At 72.9% G+C, this 18,698-nt stretch carries 20 protein-coding genes; 11 read left to right on the top strand and 9 right to left on the bottom strand.

Annotated features, from left to right (window positions below; translation table 11 throughout):
- Window positions 1-3: 3 nt before the first annotated feature.
- The 3 genes from ABZU25_RS27080 to cofC are packed head-to-tail and all read right to left on the bottom strand — an operon-like array spanning window position 4 to window position 3,310.
- Window positions 4-2,361: an RNA degradosome polyphosphate kinase gene (locus ABZU25_RS27080; RefSeq protein ID WP_355032182.1), complete on the bottom strand. Its 2,358-nt coding sequence runs from the start codon at window positions 2,359-2,361 to the stop codon at window positions 4-6.
- 54 nt (window positions 2,362-2,415) lie between these two features.
- Window positions 2,416-2,613 carry a hypothetical protein gene (locus ABZU25_RS27075; protein WP_030335323.1) on the bottom strand — a complete coding sequence of 66 codons (198 nt, stop codon included), beginning with the start codon at window positions 2,611-2,613 and terminating at the stop codon, window positions 2,416-2,418.
- 49 nt (window positions 2,614-2,662) lie between these two features.
- Window positions 2,663-3,310: a 2-phospho-L-lactate guanylyltransferase gene (cofC, locus tag ABZU25_RS27070; RefSeq protein WP_355032181.1), complete on the bottom strand. Its 648-nt coding sequence runs from the start codon at window positions 3,308-3,310 to the stop codon at window positions 2,663-2,665.
- Between the two features lie 128 nt (window positions 3,311-3,438).
- On the opposite strand from cofC, the gene ABZU25_RS27065 reads away from it, so the two are divergent.
- The 5 genes from ABZU25_RS27065 to ABZU25_RS27045 all read left to right on the top strand — a co-directional run bounded on the left by ABZU25_RS27065 (window position 3,439) and on the right by ABZU25_RS27045 (window position 8,386).
- Window positions 3,439-4,176 carry a lysophospholipid acyltransferase family protein gene (locus ABZU25_RS27065; protein WP_355032180.1) on the top strand — a complete coding sequence of 246 codons (738 nt, stop codon included), beginning with the start codon at window positions 3,439-3,441 and terminating at the stop codon, window positions 4,174-4,176.
- 67 nt (window positions 4,177-4,243) lie between these two features.
- On the top strand, window positions 4,244-5,251 hold the full coding sequence (locus ABZU25_RS27060; protein ID WP_355032179.1) for an NAD(P)H-dependent glycerol-3-phosphate dehydrogenase: 1,008 nt from the start codon (window positions 4,244-4,246) through the stop codon (window positions 5,249-5,251).
- Window positions 5,252-5,258: 7 nt separating this feature from the next.
- A complete protein-coding gene (locus ABZU25_RS27055; protein WP_355032178.1) occupies window positions 5,259-6,377 on the top strand; it encodes a cystathionine gamma-lyase in 1,119 nt (372 codons plus the stop codon).
- An 8-nt stretch (window positions 6,378-6,385) separates the two neighbouring features.
- The gene (locus ABZU25_RS27050) at window positions 6,386-7,186 is read left to right on the top strand and encodes a putative protein N(5)-glutamine methyltransferase (protein WP_355032177.1); all 801 of its coding nucleotides are present in this window, start codon (window positions 6,386-6,388) and stop codon (window positions 7,184-7,186) included.
- A gap of 150 nt (window positions 7,187-7,336) precedes the next feature.
- On the top strand, window positions 7,337-8,386 hold the full coding sequence (locus ABZU25_RS27045) for an ROK family protein (protein WP_355032176.1): 1,050 nt from the start codon (window positions 7,337-7,339) through the stop codon (window positions 8,384-8,386).
- 198 nt (window positions 8,387-8,584) lie between these two features.
- On the opposite strand, the gene ABZU25_RS27040 is transcribed toward ABZU25_RS27045, so the two are convergent.
- A complete protein-coding gene (locus ABZU25_RS27040; protein ID WP_355032175.1) occupies window positions 8,585-8,785 on the bottom strand; it encodes a DUF397 domain-containing protein in 201 nt (66 codons plus the stop codon).
- Window positions 8,786-8,790: 5 nt separating this feature from the next.
- Window positions 8,791-9,636, bottom strand: coding sequence for a helix-turn-helix transcriptional regulator (locus ABZU25_RS27035; protein WP_355032174.1), 846 nt, complete (start codon window positions 9,634-9,636; stop codon window positions 8,791-8,793).
- Window positions 9,637-9,913: 277 nt separating this feature from the next.
- On the opposite strand from ABZU25_RS27035, the gene ABZU25_RS27030 reads away from it, so the two are divergent.
- Window positions 9,914-10,132 carry a hypothetical protein gene (locus ABZU25_RS27030; protein WP_355032173.1) on the top strand — a complete coding sequence of 73 codons (219 nt, stop codon included), beginning with the start codon at window positions 9,914-9,916 and terminating at the stop codon, window positions 10,130-10,132.
- Window positions 10,133-10,327: 195 nt separating this feature from the next.
- A complete protein-coding gene (locus ABZU25_RS27025) occupies window positions 10,328-11,428 on the top strand; it encodes a D-alanine--D-alanine ligase family protein (RefSeq protein WP_355032172.1) in 1,101 nt (366 codons plus the stop codon).
- A gap of 45 nt (window positions 11,429-11,473) precedes the next feature.
- On the opposite strand, the gene ABZU25_RS27020 is transcribed toward ABZU25_RS27025, so the two are convergent.
- Together ABZU25_RS27020 and ABZU25_RS27015 are read right to left on the bottom strand one after the other, a co-directional pair.
- A complete protein-coding gene (locus tag ABZU25_RS27020; RefSeq protein WP_355032171.1) occupies window positions 11,474-12,166 on the bottom strand; it encodes a DUF3515 family protein in 693 nt (230 codons plus the stop codon).
- Window positions 12,167-12,400 carry an Lrp/AsnC ligand binding domain-containing protein gene (locus tag ABZU25_RS27015; RefSeq protein ID WP_355032170.1) on the bottom strand — a complete coding sequence of 78 codons (234 nt, stop codon included), beginning with the start codon at window positions 12,398-12,400 and terminating at the stop codon, window positions 12,167-12,169.
- 96 nt (window positions 12,401-12,496) lie between these two features.
- Here ABZU25_RS27015 and ABZU25_RS27010 point away from each other — a divergent pair, with 96 nt between their 5' ends.
- Window positions 12,497-13,486: a thiamine-phosphate kinase gene (locus ABZU25_RS27010; RefSeq protein ID WP_355032169.1), complete on the top strand. Its 990-nt coding sequence runs from the start codon at window positions 12,497-12,499 to the stop codon at window positions 13,484-13,486.
- A gap of 29 nt (window positions 13,487-13,515) precedes the next feature.
- Window positions 13,516-13,977 carry a GNAT family N-acetyltransferase gene (locus tag ABZU25_RS27005; RefSeq protein WP_355032168.1) on the top strand — a complete coding sequence of 154 codons (462 nt, stop codon included), beginning with the start codon at window positions 13,516-13,518 and terminating at the stop codon, window positions 13,975-13,977.
- Window positions 13,978-14,074: 97 nt separating this feature from the next.
- Here ABZU25_RS27005 and rpmB read toward each other — a convergent pair whose 3' ends face one another.
- Window positions 14,075-14,266: a 50S ribosomal protein L28 gene (rpmB, locus tag ABZU25_RS27000; protein WP_091671657.1), complete on the bottom strand. Its 192-nt coding sequence runs from the start codon at window positions 14,264-14,266 to the stop codon at window positions 14,075-14,077.
- Window positions 14,267-14,566: 300 nt separating this feature from the next.
- Between rpmB and ABZU25_RS26995 the strand changes: the two genes are divergently transcribed.
- A complete protein-coding gene (locus tag ABZU25_RS26995) occupies window positions 14,567-16,180 on the top strand; it encodes a DAK2 domain-containing protein (RefSeq protein ID WP_355032167.1) in 1,614 nt (537 codons plus the stop codon).
- On the top strand, window positions 16,177-18,375 hold the full coding sequence (recG, locus tag ABZU25_RS26990) for an ATP-dependent DNA helicase RecG (protein ID WP_355032166.1): 2,199 nt from the start codon (window positions 16,177-16,179) through the stop codon (window positions 18,373-18,375). Before ABZU25_RS26995 ends, recG begins: the two co-directional genes overlap by 4 nt.
- Window positions 18,376-18,410: 35 nt before the next feature.
- Here recG and ABZU25_RS26985 read toward each other — a convergent pair whose 3' ends face one another.
- On the bottom strand, window positions 18,411-18,644 hold the full coding sequence (locus ABZU25_RS26985; protein ID WP_355032190.1) for a flavin reductase: 234 nt from the start codon (window positions 18,642-18,644) through the stop codon (window positions 18,411-18,413).
- Between the last annotated feature and the right edge of the window lie 54 nt (window positions 18,645-18,698).

The following is an 18,698-nucleotide window of genomic DNA, read 5'->3' as shown; positions in this document are numbered from 1 at the left end:
CGGTCAACTGGCCGTGCCACCGACTCGGCGCAGCAGTAGTTGCTGCAGGTGAGCCCGCGCTTTCGTGTCTTCGCCGGTACGCCGGGTCCAGGTGCCGTCGCCGGCCAGTTCGAACGCGTCCACGTCGGGGCTCATCGCGGCGTTCAGCACCTGATCCAGCTCGGCGCGGGCGATCGGGTCGCTCACCCGCACCAGCGCCTCCACCCGACGGTCGAGGTTGCGGTGCATCAGGTCGGCGGAGCCCATCCAGAACTCGGCCTCGCCGTTGTTGCCGAACCGGAAGACCCGGGAGTGCTCCAGGAACCGGCCGAGGATCGAGCGGACGCGGATGTTCTCCGACAACCCCGGCACCCCCGGTCGCAGTGTGCACATGCCCCGGATGAGCAGGTCGACGTGCACGCCGGCCTGGGAGGCCCGGTACAGCGCGTCGGTCACCCCCTCGTCGACCAGCGAATTGACCTTGAACTGGACCAGGCCGGGCATGCCCAGCCGAACGTGGGAGATCTCCCGCTCGATCCGCTCGATGAGCCCGCTGCGAATACCCTGCGGGGCGACAAGCAACCGCCGGTACGCGGTCTGCCGGCTGTACCCGGTGAGCACGTTGAACAGGTCGGTCAGGTCCGCGCCGATCTCCGGGTCGGCGGTCAGCATGCCGAAGTCCTCGTACATCCGGGCGGTCTTCGGGTGGTAGTTGCCGGTGCCGATGTGGCAGTAGCGGCGGATCTGGTTGCCCTCCTGACGGACCACCAGCGCGGTCTTGCAGTGCGTCTTCAGGCCGACCAGGCCGTACACCACGTGGCAGCCGGCCCGTTCCAGCGTGCGGGCCCAGCCGATGTTGGCCACCTCGTCGAACCGGGCCTTCACCTCCACCAGCACCACCACCTGCTTGCCGGCGGCGGCCGCGTCGACAAGCGCGTCCACGATCGGGGAGTCGCCGCTGGTGCGGTAGAGGGTCTGCTTGATGGCCAGCACGTTCGGGTCGGCGGCGGCCTGTTCGATGAAGCGCTGCACGCTGGTGGCGAACGAGTGGTACGGGTGGTGCACCAGGATGTCCCCGTCGCGCAGGGTCGAGAAGACGCTGCGCGGCACCTCGCCCTCGGCGAGCCGGGGGTGGGTGGCCGGCACGAACGGCGGGTCCTTGAGGTCCGGCCGGTCGGCCTCGCCGTAGACCTGCCACAACGCGGACAGGTCCAGCAGCCCAGGCACCCGCAGCACGTCCTGGTCGTTCATGTCCAGCTCGCGGACGAGCAGCTCCAACATGTGGTCGGAGATGGACGCGGCGGCCTCCAGGCGGACCGGCGGACCGAACCGGCGTCGAGCCAGCTCCCGTTCCAGGGCTTGGAGCAGGTCCTCGTCGCGGTCCTCGTCGACCTCCACCTCGGCGTTGCGGGTGACCCGGAACAGGTGGCACTCGACCACCTGCATGCCGCTGAACAGCTGACCCAGGTGCACCGAGATCAGGTCCTCCACCGGCAGCATCCGCACGCCCGGCTGGTCGCGGTCCACCCGGACGAAACGGGGGACGTTGTTGGGCACCTTCACCCGGGCGAACAGCTCCGAACCGCCGTCGGGGTCGCGAACCGCCACCGCCAGGTTCAGCGACCGCCCGGAGATGTACGGGAACGGGTGCGCCGGGTCCACCGCGAGCGGGGTCAGCACCGGGAAGATGTGCTCCCGGAAGTAGGTGCGCAGCCGCTCCCGCTCCGGGTCGCCCAGCTCACCCCAGCGCAGGATGCGGATGCCCTCGTCGGCCAGTTTGGGCAGGACGTCGTCGACGAAGCAGGCGGCGTGCCGGGCGCCCAGCTCGGCGGTCCGCTCGGCGATCATCTCCAACTGGGTACGCAGGGGCAGCCGGTCCCCGCCGCGCACCGGCAGGCCGGCGGAGAGTCGCCGCTTCAGCCCGGCGATCCGCACCATGTAGAACTCGTCCAGGTTGCTGGCGAAGATCGCCAGGAACTTGGCCCGTTCCAGCAGCGGGGTGCGCTGGTCCTCGGCCAGGGTGAGCACCCGGGCGTTGAAGTCGAGCCAGGACAGCTCCCGGTTGAGGAAACGATCCTCCGGCAGCGGCGGGGCCGCGCTTGGTTCGTCGTCTTCCTCGGCGTCGGTCGGCAGGTCGGTCGGCAGGACCGGGTGGACGGCACCGGCGGTCGGGCCGTCCGCCTCGACGGTCGCCGTGGGGTCGAGGACCTCGTCCAGCCCGGAGGAGGCGCCGCCGGGATCGTCGGCGAGGGTGTCGGCGCGGGCGGCACCGGCCCGCTCGGCACGGGACGGGCGGAAGCGGCCGTCGGTCCCGCGTACGCGGGAACCGTTTCGGAGGTCGGTGGCGGGCGGGCGGGCCGGGTGCTCGCGAGGGGTGCTCACCCGCTCATAATCACCCGATTACGGTAAACGCAAAATGAACTTGGGTTCGCCGGCTCAGATCATCGTCGGCAATGTCACCCGGACGACCTCGCCGTCGGGATCGGTGTCGATGCGAACCCGCTGGCCGAGCCGGAGCAGCCGCAGGCCGGAGGCGTCGAAGGCCCGGGCGGGAAAGCGCATCTCGGTGCCGTCGTCGAGCAGCAGGACACCGCTGCGCGTCGCCGCGTCATAGCTGGCCACCGTGCCCTGCATGCTGGCACCGTACACCCCAGCGGCCGGCCCGTCGGGCGGGCCGGGCGGGTCAGCCCGCCGAGTGGGCCGGGCGGCCGGCGGTGACAAGTGCGGCGGTGCGCGGCCCCAGCCCGAGCCGGGCGGCGGCGGTCAGGTCCGCGGCGGTGTCCACGTCCCGGCGCAGGCTGGGCCAGTCGCCGCTGAGCGTCAGCGCGCCGCTCGCCGCGTGCGCGACCGCCGAGCCAACCCCGAAGCGAGGATCCAGCGGTACCCCGGGCGGCGCGGTGAGCAGCACGGTGCCGCTGCCCGGCGCGTCGGGCACGAAACGGCGTACCGCGGGTCGCCCGTTCTGCGCCGCGAGCAGTGCGCTGGCCAGCTCGGCGGGGCGCAGCGCCGGCAGGTCCGCCGTGAGCCCGGCCACCCATTCGGCTGTCGTTCCGGTCGCGCCGTGCCGGAACGCGGCGTTCAGCCCGGCGGCCGGCTCGTCGGGCAGCACCCGCGCGCCGGCGGCCCGCGCCGCCCCCGCCACCCGGGCGTCGTCGGTCACCACCAGGGCCTCGGCGACCGCCGGGCAGGCCAGCACCGCGCGGAGCGTGTCGGCCGCCAGGGCCAGCGCCAGCTCCTCGTGCGGTACGCCCGGCAGTGCGCCCCGCAGCCGGCTCTTGGCCGCTGCCAGCTGCTTCACCGGCACCACCACGGCCCACCTCGGCTGACTCACGCCCGCAATCCTGCCAGCCGCGCGGCGGGACCCTCGCTGGCCGTACCGGGGGCGAGCAGGCATGATTTCCGCGGCGGGTGTCGCGGGCGGGTTTCGCGGCGGGGGTTGGGGCGCGACGAGGAGGCACAGTGGCACGGCGGAGGCTGGGGTTCTGGCAACGGTTCGCCGTGGGGCTGGTGAAGCCGGTGATGACCGTGTGGACCCGGCGGACCTGGCGTGGCCAGGAGCACCTCCGACGCGACGGCGGCATGATCATCGTGGCGAACCACATCTCGCACGCCGACCCGCTGGTCTCCGCGCACTTCATCTACGATTCCGGGCGCTGGCCGCAGTACCTGGGCAAGGCCAGCGTGTTCCGGGTGCCGGGGGTCGGCTGGATCCTGCACCGGTGCCGGCAGATCCCGGTCGAGCGGGGCAGCGTCGACGCGGTCCGCTCACTGGACACCCTGGTCGCCGCGCTCGACCAGGGTGGCGCCGTGGTGATCTACCCGGAGGGCACCACCACCCGACAGCCGGAGCTGTGGCCGATGAAGGCCAAGACCGGTGCCGCTCGGCTGGCCCTGGCCACCGGCGCTCCCGTCGTACCGGTGGTGATGTGGGGACCGGAGCGGCTCTTCGACCCCCGGACCAGCCGCGTCAACCCGCGCCCCCGGATCCCGGTGACAGTTGTCGCCGGTGAACCGATCGACCTGAGCCGGTGGGCGGATGCCCAGCCGACCCGGGGCACCCTCGAGGAGATGACGGACACCATCATGTTGCGGCTGCGGGACATGCTCGGCGAGATCCGCGGCGGCACCCCGCCGCCGCTGTGGGAGCGACCGGCCCAGTCCTCCGCCGGGCACGAGCAGCAGGGTGACGCGGCGTGAACGGGCGACGCGTCAGGCTCGGTACCGGGGCCGTTCCAGCCGTCCCGACCCGCTCCGGAGCGGTCGCGTGACCGGCCACGTCGCGGTGCTCGGCGCTGGTTCCTGGGGCACCGCGTTCGCCAAGATCCTCGCGGACGCGGGGCGGGACGTGACGGTGTGGGCCCGTCGGGCGCCGGTCGCCGAGAGCATCCGGACCGAGCGCCGCAACCCGGAGTACCTGCCCGGTGTGCTGCTGCCGGCTCGGGTCACCGCCACCGCCGACGCGGCCGAGGCGATCACCGGCGCGGAGGTGGTGGTGCTGGCCGTGCCGTCGCAGACCCTGCGCGGCAACCTCGCCGAATGGGCCGAGCACCTGCACCCCGACTCGACACTGGTGTCGCTGATGAAGGGCATCGAACTCGGCACCACCAAACGGATGAGCGAGGTTATCGTGGAGACCGCCGGGGTCGCCGCGGACCGGGTGGTAGTGGTCTCCGGCCCGAACCTGGCTCCGGAGATCGCCGCCGAGCAGCCCGCCGCGACAGTGGTCGCCGGGACGAACAGCCACCGCACCGTGCTCGTGCAGTCGTCGATCCGGACGCCCTACCTGCGCCCGTACACAAACGACGACGTGATCGGCTGTGAGCTGGGCGGGGCGGTCAAGAACGTGATCGCCCTGTCGTACGGCATCGCCACCGCGATGGGGTTCGGCGACAACACCCGGGCCATGCTGATGACCCGCGGGCTGGCCGAGACGGCCCGGCTGGGCGTCGCGCTCGGCGCGGACGCGATCACCTTCGCCGGCCTCGCGGGCATGGGCGACCTGGTCGCCTCCTGCTCGTCGCCGCTGGCCCGCAACCGCACCTTCGGCGAGCACCTGGGCCGTGGTGAGACGCTGGAGCAGGCCCAGGCCGCCACCCGGCAGACCGCCGAGGGTGTGAAGAGTTGCCTGGCGATCCGGGACCTGGCCCGGGCACACGGTGTGGAAATGCCGATCACCGAGCACGTCGAGCGGATCTGCCACGAGGGGATGGACCCGCGCCTCGCCGTGGACACCCTGATGAGCCGGACCGCCAAACCCGAGTCGTACGAGTGAGGAACCGATGAGCGAACTGGGTGACGGCACCCGCTGCGTACGCGCCGGCCTGCCCGAGCCGGCACCGGGGGACCCGTTCCTGCCCGGGCCGGTCTTCGCCGCGCCGTACCACCTCGACCCGTGGCAGGGCCAGGGCACGTCGCCGAACGGCTACGGCCGTCCGGACAACCCGACCCGACGGTTGCTGGAGGCGGCCGTGGGCGAGTTGGAAGGCGGTGACTGCCGGGTCTTCGCCACCGGCCAGGCGGCCATCACCGGGCTGCTGCTCACCCTGCTGCGCCCGGGGGACACCGTGGTGCTGCCCGCCGACGGATACTTCCCGGTCCGGGCGTTCGCCAGCGACGTACTGGAGTCGCTCGGCGTCCGGGTGCTGTTCGTGCCGACCGTCGGGCCGTACCCGTCGTTGGCGGGCGTCCGACTGGTGCTTGTGGAGACGCCGGCCAATCCGGGGCTGGACGTGGTCGACGTGGCGGCCCTGGCCGAGCAGGCACACGCCGCCGGGGCGCTGCTCGCGGTGGACAACACCACAGCGACCCCGCTCGGTCAGCGCCCACTGGAGCTCGGTGCCGACCTGGTGGTCGCCTCCGGCACCAAGGCGCTGACCGGCCACTCCGACCTGCTGCTGGGCTACCTGGCCAGCCGGTCCACCGAGCTGATCGAGGCGGTGACGACCTGGCGTACCACCACCGGGGCGGTCCCCGGCGCGTTCGACGCGTGGCTGGCGCACCGGTCGCTGGCCACCCTCGACCTGCGCCTGGCCCGGCAGAGCGCGAACGCCGCCGCCGTCACCGAGTTGCTCGCCGGCCGGCCGGACGTGACCGGCCTGCGCTGGCCGGGGCGGCCGGACGACCCGGCGTACCCGGTGGCCTCGGCGCAGATGCGCCGGATGCCCGGGGTGCTCTCCTTCGACCTGGGTACCGCCAACCGGGTGGGCCGATTCGTCGAGGCCGCCCGGTTGGTGGCGGCGGCGACCTCCTTCGGGGGCCTGCACACCACGGCGGACCGGCGGGCGCAGTGGGGTGACGACACCGCCCCCGGCTTCGTCCGGCTGTCCTGCGGTGTGGAGGACACCCCCGACCTGGTGGCCGACATCGCCGCCGCCCTGGACGCGGCCGGGCCGCGCTGAGGGATCCTGTGACACTCACCGACCGGCCCGCCCTGGTACGCCGGCTGCGTACCGCCGGCTGCGTCTACGCCGAGGACGAGGCAGATCTGCTGCTGGCCGCCGCCGACTCCCCGGCGACGCTGGCCGACCTGACCGACCGTCGGGTGGCCGGCGAGCCCTTGGAGTACCTGCTCGGCTGGGCGGAGTTCTGCGGTCTGCGGATCGCCGTCGACGCGGGCGTCTTCGTGCCCCGTGGCCGGACGGCCCTGCTGGTCGAGGTGGCGGCCGGGCTGACCGGCCCGGCTCCGGCGGTGGTCGACCTGTGCTGCGGCTCCGGGGCCACCACTGTCGCGTTGGCGCATCGGCTCGCGCCGCGCTGGCTGGCCGCCGCCGACATCGACCCGGCGGCCGTGGCGTGTGCGCGCCGCAACCTCACCGGCCTGACGGCCGAGGTGTACGAGGGTGACCTGTTCGCGCCCCTGCCCGCGCGCTGGCGGGGTCGGCTGGACCTGGTGGTGGCCAACGCCCCGTACGTGCCGACCGACGCGGTGGCGCTGATGCCGCCGGAGGCGCGGCTGCACGAGGCCCCGGTGGCGCTCGACGGCGGACCGGACGGGCTCTCCGTGCTGCGCCGGGTGGGTGTCGAGGCGGTCACCTGGTTGGCGCCCGGCGGGCACCTGGTCGTCGAGGCCGGTGTCACGCAGGTGGACGCGCTCTGCGCGGCGTTCGAGGCAGCCGGCCTGGTGCCCAGCGTGCGGCACGACGAGGACCTGGACGCCACGGCGGTGACGGCCCGCCGCCCGGCAGAGTCCGTTCCGCCGCCGAAATGAGCGGGACGCCCCTTATGCCGCCACGGTGAGTACGAGGCCGCGGAGCGGGGCAGGGTAGGGCCTGAGCCGGTTGGGTGACCGGGCGTGGCGGGGGAGAGGGGCTGGCACTAGCCTCGGCTCACACTCATGACGGGCGGGAGGCGGTTTTCGGTGGGCAGCGCAGGGGTGCCGGTGGTCGTCGGGCTGGACAACGGCGGCACCAGCAACAACGCCACAGTGCTGACGGTGGATGGCCGCTTCCTGGTGGACGGGCTGTTGGAGATCCCCAGCGAGGTGCGGTCCGGGCCGGAGGCGGCGATCGAGGCGCTGGCCCGGGCGCTGGACGGTGCTCTGGCGCAGACCGGCGTGCCGCGTGAGCTGGTCCGGGCGGTGGGGCTGGACACTCCCGGCCCGGCCAGCGCCGACGGCGTCATCTCGTCGCGGGGTTCCACCAACTTCTCCCAGCCGGCCTGGCGGGGCTTCGACGTGCGGGGCGCGTTGGAGCGACGGCTCGGCCTGCCGGTGATCTACCACAACGACGGCAACGCGGCAGCGCTCTACGCCCACCACGTGCACTTCGGCGACGACGCGATGAACCGCTCGTCGGTCTCCGCGATCGTCGGCACCGGCCTCGGCGGCGGTGTGGTCGAGAGCGGCCGGGTGATCGCCGGCGCCGCCGGGATGGCCGGGGAGCTTGGTCACGTGCACATTCCGCTGGGCGGGCTGCTCGGCCCGGGGCAGTCGGAGCCCACCTGCGCCTGCGGCTTCACCGGGGACGTGGAGAGCATCGCCTCGCTGACCGGCATCGAACGCAACCTGCTGCCGTACTGGTTGACCCGCTATCCCGAGCACCCGCTCGCCGCCGAGCCGGTGGCCCGGGCGGCGAAGTCGGTCCGGGGGTACGGCGAGCGGGGAGACGCCCTCGCGCGGGACCTCTTCGCCCAGCAGGCGATGGCGCTGGGCCGGTTGTTCACCGTCGCGGCGAACTTCACCGATCCGCACGCGTACTTCGTCGGTGGTGGGGTGGTGGAGGCGGCGGCGGAGTTCCGCGACTGGTTCCTGGCGACGGTCCGCGAGCACACCGTGCTGCGCGAGGAGCAGGCGGCGGTCGCCACCTTCGCGCTGGTGCCGGAGCGGGACATGGCCGGCGCCCGGGGCGTGGCGATCGCCGCGTTGGAGGCGCTGCGTGCCGTCCCGGAGCCCCGGCCGCTGGTCGCCTGAAACAGGTCCTGGACGAGTAATTCCCAACCCTGGCCCGGGCTGTGGCCGGCGGCCGGCGGTGACCGTCGGTCACCGCTGTGGGGGCGGATGCCGTGGTGAGCGGTATACCTCTGAGTCATATTTATACCTCTGAGGTATACCGCTCACCAGCACATCACATGGTGGGCCAGCCACAGCGGATGGCGAGCGCCTCCCGGGTCAGCGCAGGGGTGGTGCCTGGGCGAAGGCGGCCCAGGCGGCCGGCGGGAACAGCAGCGCCGGGCCGGATGGGTCCTTGGAGTCGCGGACGGCCACCAGCCGCGGGATCGCGGCCACCTCCACGCAGGCGCCCTCGTCGCCGCTGCGGCTGCTCTTGCGCCATGCCGCCGCGGCCATGGCCGCTGTGATCGTCGGTGTCATCGGTCTTACCGTCCCTTCAGGGCTGTCAGGAGCATTCCGCGGCTGTCGGCCGGGCTGAGCGCCACGCTTCGGAGATGCTCCATGATCTTGGTGCAGGTCCGCGTCTCGCCGGCTCGGTCGAGGATCATCTGACCGGCGACGGTCTCCACCGAGGCGATGATCGGATCCTCGGGATCGGCGAACTCGAGGATGTGCAGCGAGCCTCGGGTGCCCCGGTGGTAGCCGGCGGAGAGCGGGATCACCTGAACGGTGATGTTCGGCAACTCGGCCATCTTGACCAGGTGCCGCAGTTGGCCGTCCATCACCGACTGGTCGCCGACCGGACGCAACAGTGCGCCCTCGTCGATGATCGCGTCGAGGATGGGCGGGTCGTCGCCGGTGAGCCGCTGTTGCCGATCGAGCCGGACCTTGACCCGCTGCTCCACCAGGTCGTCGCCCAGGGTGTGCGGGCCACCGCGCATCACGCCACGGATGTAGTCAGCGGTCTGGAGCAGACCGGGCACCACCGAGGGCTCGAAGTTGGCGATGGCGGTCGCCTCGGCCTCCAGCGCGATGAAGTCGATGGTGCGTGGATCCAGCAGGTAGGAGTACGAGACCCACCAGCCTGGCTTGCGGGCGTCCTTGGCGAGCTGCACGGCCGCGGCCACCTCCTCGGCACCCACCCCGTACGACGTGAGCAGCGCGCGCACGGTGGCCGGGGTGATCAGGCTCTGGGCGTTCTCGTACCGGGAGAGGGTGCTGCGGGTGCTGTTGATCTCATCCGCCGCTGTTTCCAGCGTCAGGCCGGCGGCTTCCCGGTGGTGGCGCAGGGCGATGCCGAGCCGGCGGGCACGGGCTGTCTTCGGGGCCATGCATCGATGGTCGCACACATCTGTGGGAACGTCTGCATGAGAGAACGTCGATGAGAGTTGCATTCACGGCGGTAAACGTGTCAATCTGTTAGCGCGTCCTCACCGCCGGTTGTCGTGGCGACGGTGGTGGTGAGCGACCGGAGGGGATGGGGCGCGCGGCGATCGGGTTTCTCCCCCGTGCCCGATCGTCGCGTGCCGCGCCATCCCGCCCGCCGGAAGGAGACGACGACGTGCGTACCGTGCCGGAGTCCCGCGCTCCGCACCTGGTCGGCCCCCGATGACCCGCTTCCTGGTGGTGCTCACCGACGTGCGTCCGGCCGAGGGTGTCGACCGCGACGAGCGGACCGCGCCGGAGCGGCGGCGGCAGGTGGTCGGCGCCAACAGCCGGGAGGCTGCCGACCGGATCGCCGGAGCGTTCATGGCGCTGGGCATGGTGCGCGCCGGTCGGCAGCGGGTGAAGGTCATCGCGGTCGGCCGCCGGCACGCCCGCGACTGAGCGTGCTCAGGCTGCCCATCTGCCGCAGGGCAATAGTCCCATCACGCACCGTATATCCCGTGCTGACCGATCGCCGTGTCGCGCCGTGGCTCGCCGGGTATCGCCTCGCCCTATCGCCACGCACAGTAAGGTCAACCGGGTGAGCGCCACCGGCGAGCACGACCAGCCGCAGTCGCGTACGAAGAGGTGACCGGAGTGACCACCCCAGGCAAAACCCGCGTGGCGATCGTCTTCGGCGGCCGCAGCCCGGAGCACGGCATCTCCTGCGTCAGCGCCGGCAGCGTGTTCGGCGCGCTCGACCCGGACGAGTTCGAGGTGGTGCCCGTCGGCATCACCCGCGCCGGCCAATGGGTGCTGACCAGCGGAGATCCCGCCCAGCTCGCGATCGACGCCCGTCAGCTGCCGGAGATCACCGCCGACTCCGGCAACGACATCGTGCTGCGTGCCGACCCGACCGGCAACGGCCTGATGGTGCTCGACCCGACCGAGGGCCCCCGGGTGCTGGCCGACGTCGACGTGGTCTTCCCGGTGCTGCACGGCGCGTACGGCGAGGACGGCACCATCCAGGGAATGCTGGAGATGGCCGGCATCCCCTACGTCGGGGCGAACGTCTTCGCCTCCGCGGCCGCCATGGACAAGGAGTTCACCAAGAAGCTCTGTGCCGTCGAGGGCATCCCGATCGGCTCGTACGCCGTGCTGCGCAACGGGATGACCCTCAGCGAGCAGGACAAGGAGCGGCTCGGTCTGCCGGTCTTCGTCAAGCCGTCCCGGGCCGGCTCGTCGTTCGGGGTCAGCAAGGTCACCGACTGGGCAGACCTGGACGCGGCGGTCGCCGCCGCCCGGCAGTTCGACCCGAAGGTCATCATCGAGGCCGCGATCGTCGGCCGCGAGATCGAGTGCGGCGTGCTGGAGGGCGAGGCCGGCGGTACGCCCGAGGCGTCCGTCCTGGCCGAGGTGCGGGTCGTCGCGGACCACGACTTCTACGACTTCGAGGCGAAGTACCTCGACGACTCCTGCGAGTACGACATTCCGGCCAAACTGCCGGAGCGGGTGACCCGCCAGGTGCAGGAGTACGCGGTTCGCGCGTTCACCGCGCTGGACTGCGCCGGCCTGGCCCGGGCCGACTTCTTCGTCACCCCGGAGCTGGACGTCTATCTCAACGAACTCAACACGATGCCCGGGTTCACCCCGACGTCGATGTTCCCGCGGATGTGGGCGGCCTCCGGCCTGGAGTACCCGAAGCTTGTCAACCGGCTGATCCGTACCGCCCAACGGCGCGGCGTCGGCCTGCACTGAGCCACCCGGCCTCCCCGCGCGGCTCAGCCGGCGCGGGGGGCCAGCTCAGCGCTGGCAGCCGGACGGGATGGCGCCGCCGGAGGGCACGCTCGCCACGATCGTGCTGGAAATCGACGGCACCCACTGCAACGGCTGCGCGTACGCACGCGGGACGTGCACCTCGATCGACGTCTCCCGGTCGACAGTGGTGAGCACTGTCTGCTCGCCCTGTTCGGCCAGGTGCCAGCAGACCCGGTTGACCGTCCAGACCTCGTCGGTGGCGGGGAAGGTCGGCTCGGTGCCGCCGCAGGCCACTGTGAGCGCGGGATCGCCGTACGCGGCATTCTGCTCCGGGCCGGCGGTCACCGGCCGCTGGGCCAGGTCGCGGATGCTCGTCGGCAACTGGGAGAGCAGGGCCCGGCAGACCGTGGCCGGGCGGGCGGCCAGAGCCGGGGCGGCCATCTCCACCGGGGCGGTGGACTGCACCCGGGCAGTGGTCGCGGACGGGGACGGCGCGGCGGCCGGCGCGTCCGGGGTGAGCTTGGTGAAGGCCAACACGGCCACCAGCAGCGTGATCGGCAGCGCGATCAACGTGGCCAGCAGAGCGGCGCCACGAATGGTCCGGTCCCGGCCGGCCGGCGCGGCGGCGGCCGGGTCGGCCGACGCACCGATACCGTCAGCCGGCTCGGGTGTCCCGTCGGACGCGTCGCGCGGCCCGTCGTCGTCAAGCGCAGCGGAGGAGTTCGTCATCTCGTCCACCTACAGCCGCACCACCGAACACGTGAGGGTGCGGGTGATGCCAGGCACCATCTGCACCTTGCTCACAATGAGTTTGCCGAGTTCGTCGACGGTGTTCGCCTCGGTGAGGACGACCACGTCATACGGCCCGGTGACGGCGTCGACGCGCACCACGCCGGAGAGGTCCGCGATGAGACCCGCCACGTCACGTGCCCGGCCCACCTCGGTCTGGATGAGGATGTACGCCTGTACCACGACTAGACCTCCGTCCGTCGCCGCCCGGGAGCGGCCCGAAGGGTGAAACTACCTTACGGACCAGGTCTGATCCCTATCGGTGGTCAAGGAGCAGCGGTGAGCGAGCACGGCGGAGCCGGGCAGCACGGGCGGAACGCCGGCGGCGGTGCCAGCGTGTCCGGGATCGGGGAGTTCGGGCTGATCGGAAGGATCACCGCCCGACTGACGTACGGACCGACGACCCTGCTCGGCCCCGGCGACGACGCGGCGGTGGTGGCCGCGCCGGACGGACGGGTGGCGGCCTCCACCGACGTTCTGGTCGACGGGCGGCACTTCCGGCGGGACTGGTCCTCCGCCCGCGACGTCGGGCACCGGGCGGCGGCGGCCAACCTGGCCGACATCGCGGCGATGGGGGCCACCCCTACCGCACTGCTCGTCGCCCTCTGCATGCCGGCGGACCTGGACACCGCCTGGGCGGAGGAGTTGGCCGACGGGCTCTCCGCCGAGGCGGCCACGGTCGGCGCGAGCGTCGTCGGCGGCGACATGTCGGCCAGTCCCACCCTGACCGTCGCGGTCACCGCGCTGGGTGACCTGGCGGGCCGCCCGCCCGTGCTGCGCTCCGGCGCCCGTCCCGGGGACGTGCTCGCCCTGGCCGGGCGCACCGGATACGCGGCAGCCGGGCTGACCGTGCTCACCCGGGGCTTCCGCACCCCCCGGCTGCTGGTCGAGGCGTACCGGCGGCCGCAGGTGCCCTATCCGGCCGGCCCGCAGGCCGCCCGGCTCGGCGCCACCTCGATGATCGACGTGTCGGACGGGCTGCTCGCCGACCTCGGGCACGTGTCGGCGGCCAGCGGTGTCGCGATCGACGTGCGCCGCGACGCGTTCGAGGTGCCCCGACAGATGGCCGACGCGGCGCAGGCGCTCGGCGTCGACCCGTACACCTGGATCCTCGCCGGTGGCGACGACCACGCGCTGGCCGCGACCTTCCCGCCCGCTGTGGTGTTGCCGCCGGACTGGCGGCCGATCGGGGTGGTCACGGACGGTGTCGGGGTGACTGTCGACGGCGCGCCCCACGACGGCCCGGCCGGCTGGGATCACTTCCGGTGAGGCCCGGCGTCGACCGTATTCTGGATACCGTGAGTGAGATTGAGATCCGGGCCGTGCGGTTCGACGCACCGGTGGCGCAGCAGTTGATCCAGGCCGCACTGACCGACCTCGCTGCCCGCTACGGTGGCTCCGGCGATGACACCCCGGTCGACGCGACCGAGTTCGAGCCGCCCGATGGCGCGTTCCTCGTCGCCTACCTGGCCGGCGAGCCGGTCGGCTGCGGTGGCTGGCGAAGCCACGGCGCGGACTGCGCGGAGCTGAAGCGGATGTACACGGCCCCGGCGGCGCGTGGGCGGGGCGTGGCCCGCGCCGTGCTGGCGGCCGTCGAGCGTTCGGCCCGCGAGCACTGTCGCAAGCGGGTGGTCCTGGAGTGCGGCGACAAGCAGCCCGAGGCGATCGCCATGTACGGCTCCGCCGGTTACGAGCGGATCCCGAACTTCGGCTTCTACAAGGACGCGGAGGGCTGCGTCTCCTTCGGCCGCACGCTCTGACCGGCGGTCTTCGGCGACGGCTCGGCGCGCGCACGACAGAGCCGGCGGACCCTGAGGTCCGCCGGCTGAGCCGTACGAGAAGGTGGGTGCCGCCGCGTCAGGCGCGGGTGACCTTGCCGGCCTTGATGCACGAGGTGCAGACCTGCAGCTTCTTGGTGTTGCCGCCACCGGCCGGGGTGCGCACCGACTGGATGTTCGGGTTCCAGCGGCGGTTGGTCTTCTTCTTGGACCAGGGCACGTTGTGGCCGAAGCCCGGCCCCTTGCCACAGACGTCGCACACGCTAGCCACGGGATACTCCTGGGATTGAAACGTTCATGAGGTTGCCGGCAGAGGTGCTGCACGGGCAACCGCGTCAGCCTACCCGATGCCCCGCCGAGGTGACCAACCGCCCTGGCCCGGTGACCAGCCGCCCCTCCGCCAGCGGATGGAGGTCGGCCCGCCGGGTGACGGGGGTGGTTCCGGCGGCAACTGTACCCGGAGGGCGGATCCCGGTCGTGCGGGCCGGTAGGGGGCCTGCCAGGGGCCGGGGCAACCGGACACGCCGGACGAGTCCGACGCGTGTCGGTGCGCGCCAGTAGGCTTCTGGCCGTGCTGGACACCCTCGACGCCGCCGCGGTGCGCCGTTGGTGCGCGGGTGGGCTGGCGGCGCTGAAGCGTCACCAGGGCGAGATCGACCAGCTCAACGTCTATCCGGTGCCCGACGGCGACACCGGCACCAACCTGGTGCTCACCCTCACCTCCGCCCAGCAGGCCCTCGCAATGGATCTGGACACCCTCCCCGACAGCGGCCCGACGGCGCACGGGCACGCGCTGCGGCTGATGGCCCAGGGCGCGTTGCTCGGCGCGCGGGGCAACTCCGGGGTGATCCTGTCGCAGATCCTGCGGGGTTTCGCCGACGAGGCCGCCGGGGCTCCGGCGGTGCGCGGCCGGGAGTTGGCCGCCGCGCTGCGGTCCGGCGCCGCTGCCGCGTACACCGCGGTTGCCCGGCCGGTCGAGGGCACAGTGCTCACCGTGGTCGCGGCGGCCGCCGCCGCGGCCGACCGGGCGGACAGCGACGACCTGGCGGCGGTGGCCCAGGTTGCGGCGCGGGGTGCGGCCGAGGCGCTCGCCCGCACCCCGGAGCAGCTGCCGGCGCTGGCCCAGGCGGGCGTCGTCGACGCCGGTGGGCGAGGGCTGTGCGTGCTGCTCGACGCCCTGGTCGAGGTGCTCACCGGGGAGAGCGCCGGCCGGCCGGCACCGACGCCGCGCTCCGCCCGTCCGGCGGACGCCGTCGCCCGGGAGACGGGTTCCGACGAGTACGCGTACGAGGTGCAGTTCCTGCTCGACGCCCGGGCCGAGGCGGTGGCCGGGATGCGACGGGCGCTCGACGCGCTGGGGGATTCACTTGTCGTCGTCGGCGACGGGCGGAAGCCGGAGAGCACCTGGAACGTCCACGTGCACGTCAACGACGTGGGCGCGGCGGTCGAGGCGGGCGTCGCGGCCGGCCGCCCGTACCGGATCTCGGTGACCCGCTTCGCCGACCAACCGGAGCCGCCCCGCGGCCCGGTGTCGGACGGCCGGGCCGCGGTGGTGGTGGCCACCGGCGGCGGCATCGCCGAGTTGTTCGCCGCGGAGGGCGCCACCGTGGTGCCGGGCAACCCGTCCACTGGTGAGCTGCTGGACGCGGTCCTCGGCACCGGCGCGGCCCGGGTGGTGGTGCTGCCCAACGACCCCAACACGGAGGCGGTGGCGAGCGCGGCAGCCCGGGAGGCCCGTCGGCACGGCATCAGGGTGAGCGTGGTGCCGACCCGCTCGCCGGTGCAGGCGCTGGCCGCCCTCGCGGTCCGCGACGGCGAGCGCCGCTTCGAGGACGACGTGATCGCGATGGCCGAGGCCGCCGGGGCCTGCCGTTACGCCGAGGTCTGCCATGCCAGCCGGGAGGCGCTCACCGTGGCCGGACCGTGCCGTCCGGGTGATGTGCTGGCGCTGGTCGAGGGGGAGGTGCACCTCATCGGCACCGACCTCACCGACACCTGCGCCGCCGTCGTCGACCGGATGCTGGGCGGCGGTGGCGAGATGGTCACCCTGCTGTCCGGGGTGGACGCCCCGGCCGGGCTCACCGATGCCGTCCGCGCGCACGTCGCGCGACGTTGGCCGTTCGTCGAGGTGCACGCGTACCCGGGCGGCCAGCCGTTTTATCCGCTCCTGGTAGGGATCGAATGAGCGAACCAGCCACCGTCGACACTCCGCTGAAGAAGCTGGTCGGGGACAAGACAGCCAAGGCGCTGGCCGCGCACCTCGACCTGCACACGGCGGGTGACCTGGTCTACCACTTCCCGCGTCGCTACGACGAGCGGGGCGAGCACACCGACATCCGCTCGCTGGACGTCGGCGAGCAGGTCACCGTGCTGGCCCAGGTGCAGCGCACCGCCGTGCGTCCGATGCGGCAGCGGCGGGGCAACCTGCTGGAGGTGACAGTCGGCGACGGCTCCGGTGGGCTGCTGACGCTTACCTTCTTCGGCAACCAGGCGTGGCGTGAGCGGGAGCTGCGCCCCGGGCGGTGGGGGCTGTTCGCCGGCAAGGTCACCGAGTTCCGGGGCAAGCGGCAGCTCAACGGCCCGGAGTACGTCCTGCTCGGCGAGGGTGGTGAGGGCGAGGCGGCGGTCGGGGACGAGATCGAGGAGTTCGCCGGCGCGCTGATCCCCGTCTACCCGGCCGCTGCGGCCGTGCCGACCTGGGTGATCGCGCGCTGTGTGCGGGTCGTGTTGGACACGTTCACCCCACCGGACGATCCGCTGCCGGGCAGTGTCCGGGCCAGCCGCAAGCTGGTCGGGCTGGGCAGCGCGTTGACGGAGATCCACCGGCCGTCCAGCAAGGAGGCACTGTACCGGGCGCGGCGGCGGCTCAAGTGGGACGAGGCGTTCGCCGTCCAGTTGACGCTGGTGCAGCGCAAGCACCGGGCGGCCGACTGGCCGGCCCGGCCCCGCCCAGCGCGCCCCGACGGGCTGCTGGACGCCTTCGACGCCCGACTGCCGTACGAGCTGACGGACGGTCAGCGCGACGTCGGCGTGGAGATCGCCGGAGACCTGGCCACCCCGCACCCGATGCACCGGTTGTTGCAGGGTGAGGTGGGCTCGGGCAAGACGGTGGTGGCGTTGCGGGCGATGCTCCAGGTGGTGGACGCGGGCGGGCAGGCTGCCCTGCTGGCACCCACCGAGGTGCTGGCCGCCCAGCACCACCGCGGCATGCTCGACCTGCTCGGGCCGCTCGGGCGGGCCGGCGAGCTGGGGTCCGCCGAGGACGCCACCCGGGTCGAGCTGGTCACCGGCTCGCTGGGCGCGGCAGCCCGCCGGCGGGCACTCGGCGAGGTCGCCAGCGGCGCCGCCGGCATCGTGCTCGGCACCCACGCCCTGCTCTACGAGGGGGTCGACTTCGCCGACCTCGGCCTTGTCGTCGTCGACGAGCAGCACCGCTTCGGCGTGGAGCAACGCGACGCGCTGCGGGCCAAGGCCGACCAGCCGCCGCACGTGCTGGTGATGACGGCCACCCCGATCCCGCGCACTGTGGCGATGACCGTCTACGGCGACCTGGAGGTGTCCACCCTCTCCCAACTGCCCCGGGGGCGATCACCGATCGCCTCGCACGTGGTGCCGGCCGCCGAGAAGCCGGCCTACCTGGACCGGGCCTGGCGTCGGCTGCGCGAGGAGGTGACCGCCGGCCACCAGGCGTACGTGGTGTGTCCGCGAATTGGTGAGGGGCCGGCTTCCGACGAGGAGCCGCCGCCGGTGGACGACAACGGTCGTCGGCCGCCGCTGGCGGTGACCGAGGTGGCCCCGCTGCTGGCCGAGGGGCCGCTGCACGGGCTGCGGATCGGGGTGCTGCACGGTCGCCTGCCGGCCGACGAGAAGGACGCCGTGATGCGCTCCTTCGCCGCCGGTGACCTGGACGTGCTGGTGGCGACCACCGTGATCGAGGTCGGCGTGGACGTGCCGAACGCGACAGTGATGATCGTCCTGGACGCCGACCGGTTCGGTGTCTCCCAACTGCACCAGCTGCGGGGCCGGGTCGGCCGGGGTGCCGCCGCCGGGCTCTGCCTGCTGGTCAGCGAGGCCGCCGAGGGCTCGTCGGCACGGGAACGGCTGGACGCGGTGGCGTCCACGAGCGACGGTTTCAAGCTCGCCGAGTTGGATCTGGAACAGCGCCGCGAGGGCGACGTGCTGGGCGCCACCCAGTCCGGGCACCGCTCCCACCTGCGCCTGCTGTCGCTGCGCCGCGACGCGGACCTGATCCGCGACGCCCGCGCCGAGGCGATCACGCTGATCGAGGAGGACCCGGACCTGACCGGCAATCCGGCGCTGGCCGCCTCGGTCGCCGCGCTTGTCGACGAGGACCGCGCGGAGTACCTGGAGAAGGGCTGAGGCGTCGCCGCACGGTTTGTTCTTCTGGGGCGCCGCTACTCGTTGCGCAGTGCCGCTGAGCGTGGCCAGGCCAGGAACCGCGCGTGCAGCAACCCCGACGGCGTGTGCGGAAGGTCTTCGCACGCCTGGACCAGGTACGCCGACAGGTGCAGCATCAGCGATATCCGCGCGCCGGTGAACTCCGCCACGAGCTGCCGCTTGCGGGTCCGACACGGCCATGCTGCCCCGCACCCCGCGCAGGTCCACTGCGGCCGTACCGGCTGATGCATTGACACCGACTCCACCACCCCTCCGGATCGTTGGAAGGGGGAAGGGGCCACCGT

Origin of the sequence: Micromonospora sp. NPDC005215 (assembly GCF_040607915.1) — a bacterium.
Taxonomy (GTDB): Bacteria; Actinomycetota; Actinomycetes; order Mycobacteriales; family Micromonosporaceae; genus Micromonospora.
Note: the sequence above shows the minus strand (reverse complement) of the source record. Positions and strands in the feature narration are given on the sequence as shown.

Excerpts from the sequence above, each read along its gene's own strand:
- ABZU25_RS27075 (WP_030335323.1), bottom strand. The coding sequence starts at position 2,613 with ATGCAGGGCACGGTGGCCAGCTATGACGCGGCGACGCGCAGCGGTGTC.
- ABZU25_RS27055 (WP_355032178.1), top strand. The coding sequence starts at position 5,259 with ATGAGCGAACTGGGTGACGGCACCCGCTGCGTACGCGCCGGCCTGCCC.
- ABZU25_RS27040 (WP_355032175.1), bottom strand. The coding sequence starts at position 8,785 with ATGACACCGACGATCACAGCGGCCATGGCCGCGGCGGCATGGCGCAAG.
- ABZU25_RS27035 (WP_355032174.1), bottom strand. The coding sequence starts at position 9,636 with ATGGCCCCGAAGACAGCCCGTGCCCGCCGGCTCGGCATCGCCCTGCGC.
- ABZU25_RS27030 (WP_355032173.1), top strand. The coding sequence starts at position 9,914 with ATGACCCGCTTCCTGGTGGTGCTCACCGACGTGCGTCCGGCCGAGGGT.
- recG (WP_355032166.1), top strand. The coding sequence starts at position 16,177 with ATGAGCGAACCAGCCACCGTCGACACTCCGCTGAAGAAGCTGGTCGGG.
- ABZU25_RS26985 (WP_355032190.1), bottom strand. The coding sequence starts at position 18,644 with ATGCATCAGCCGGTACGGCCGCAGTGGACCTGCGCGGGGTGCGGGGCA.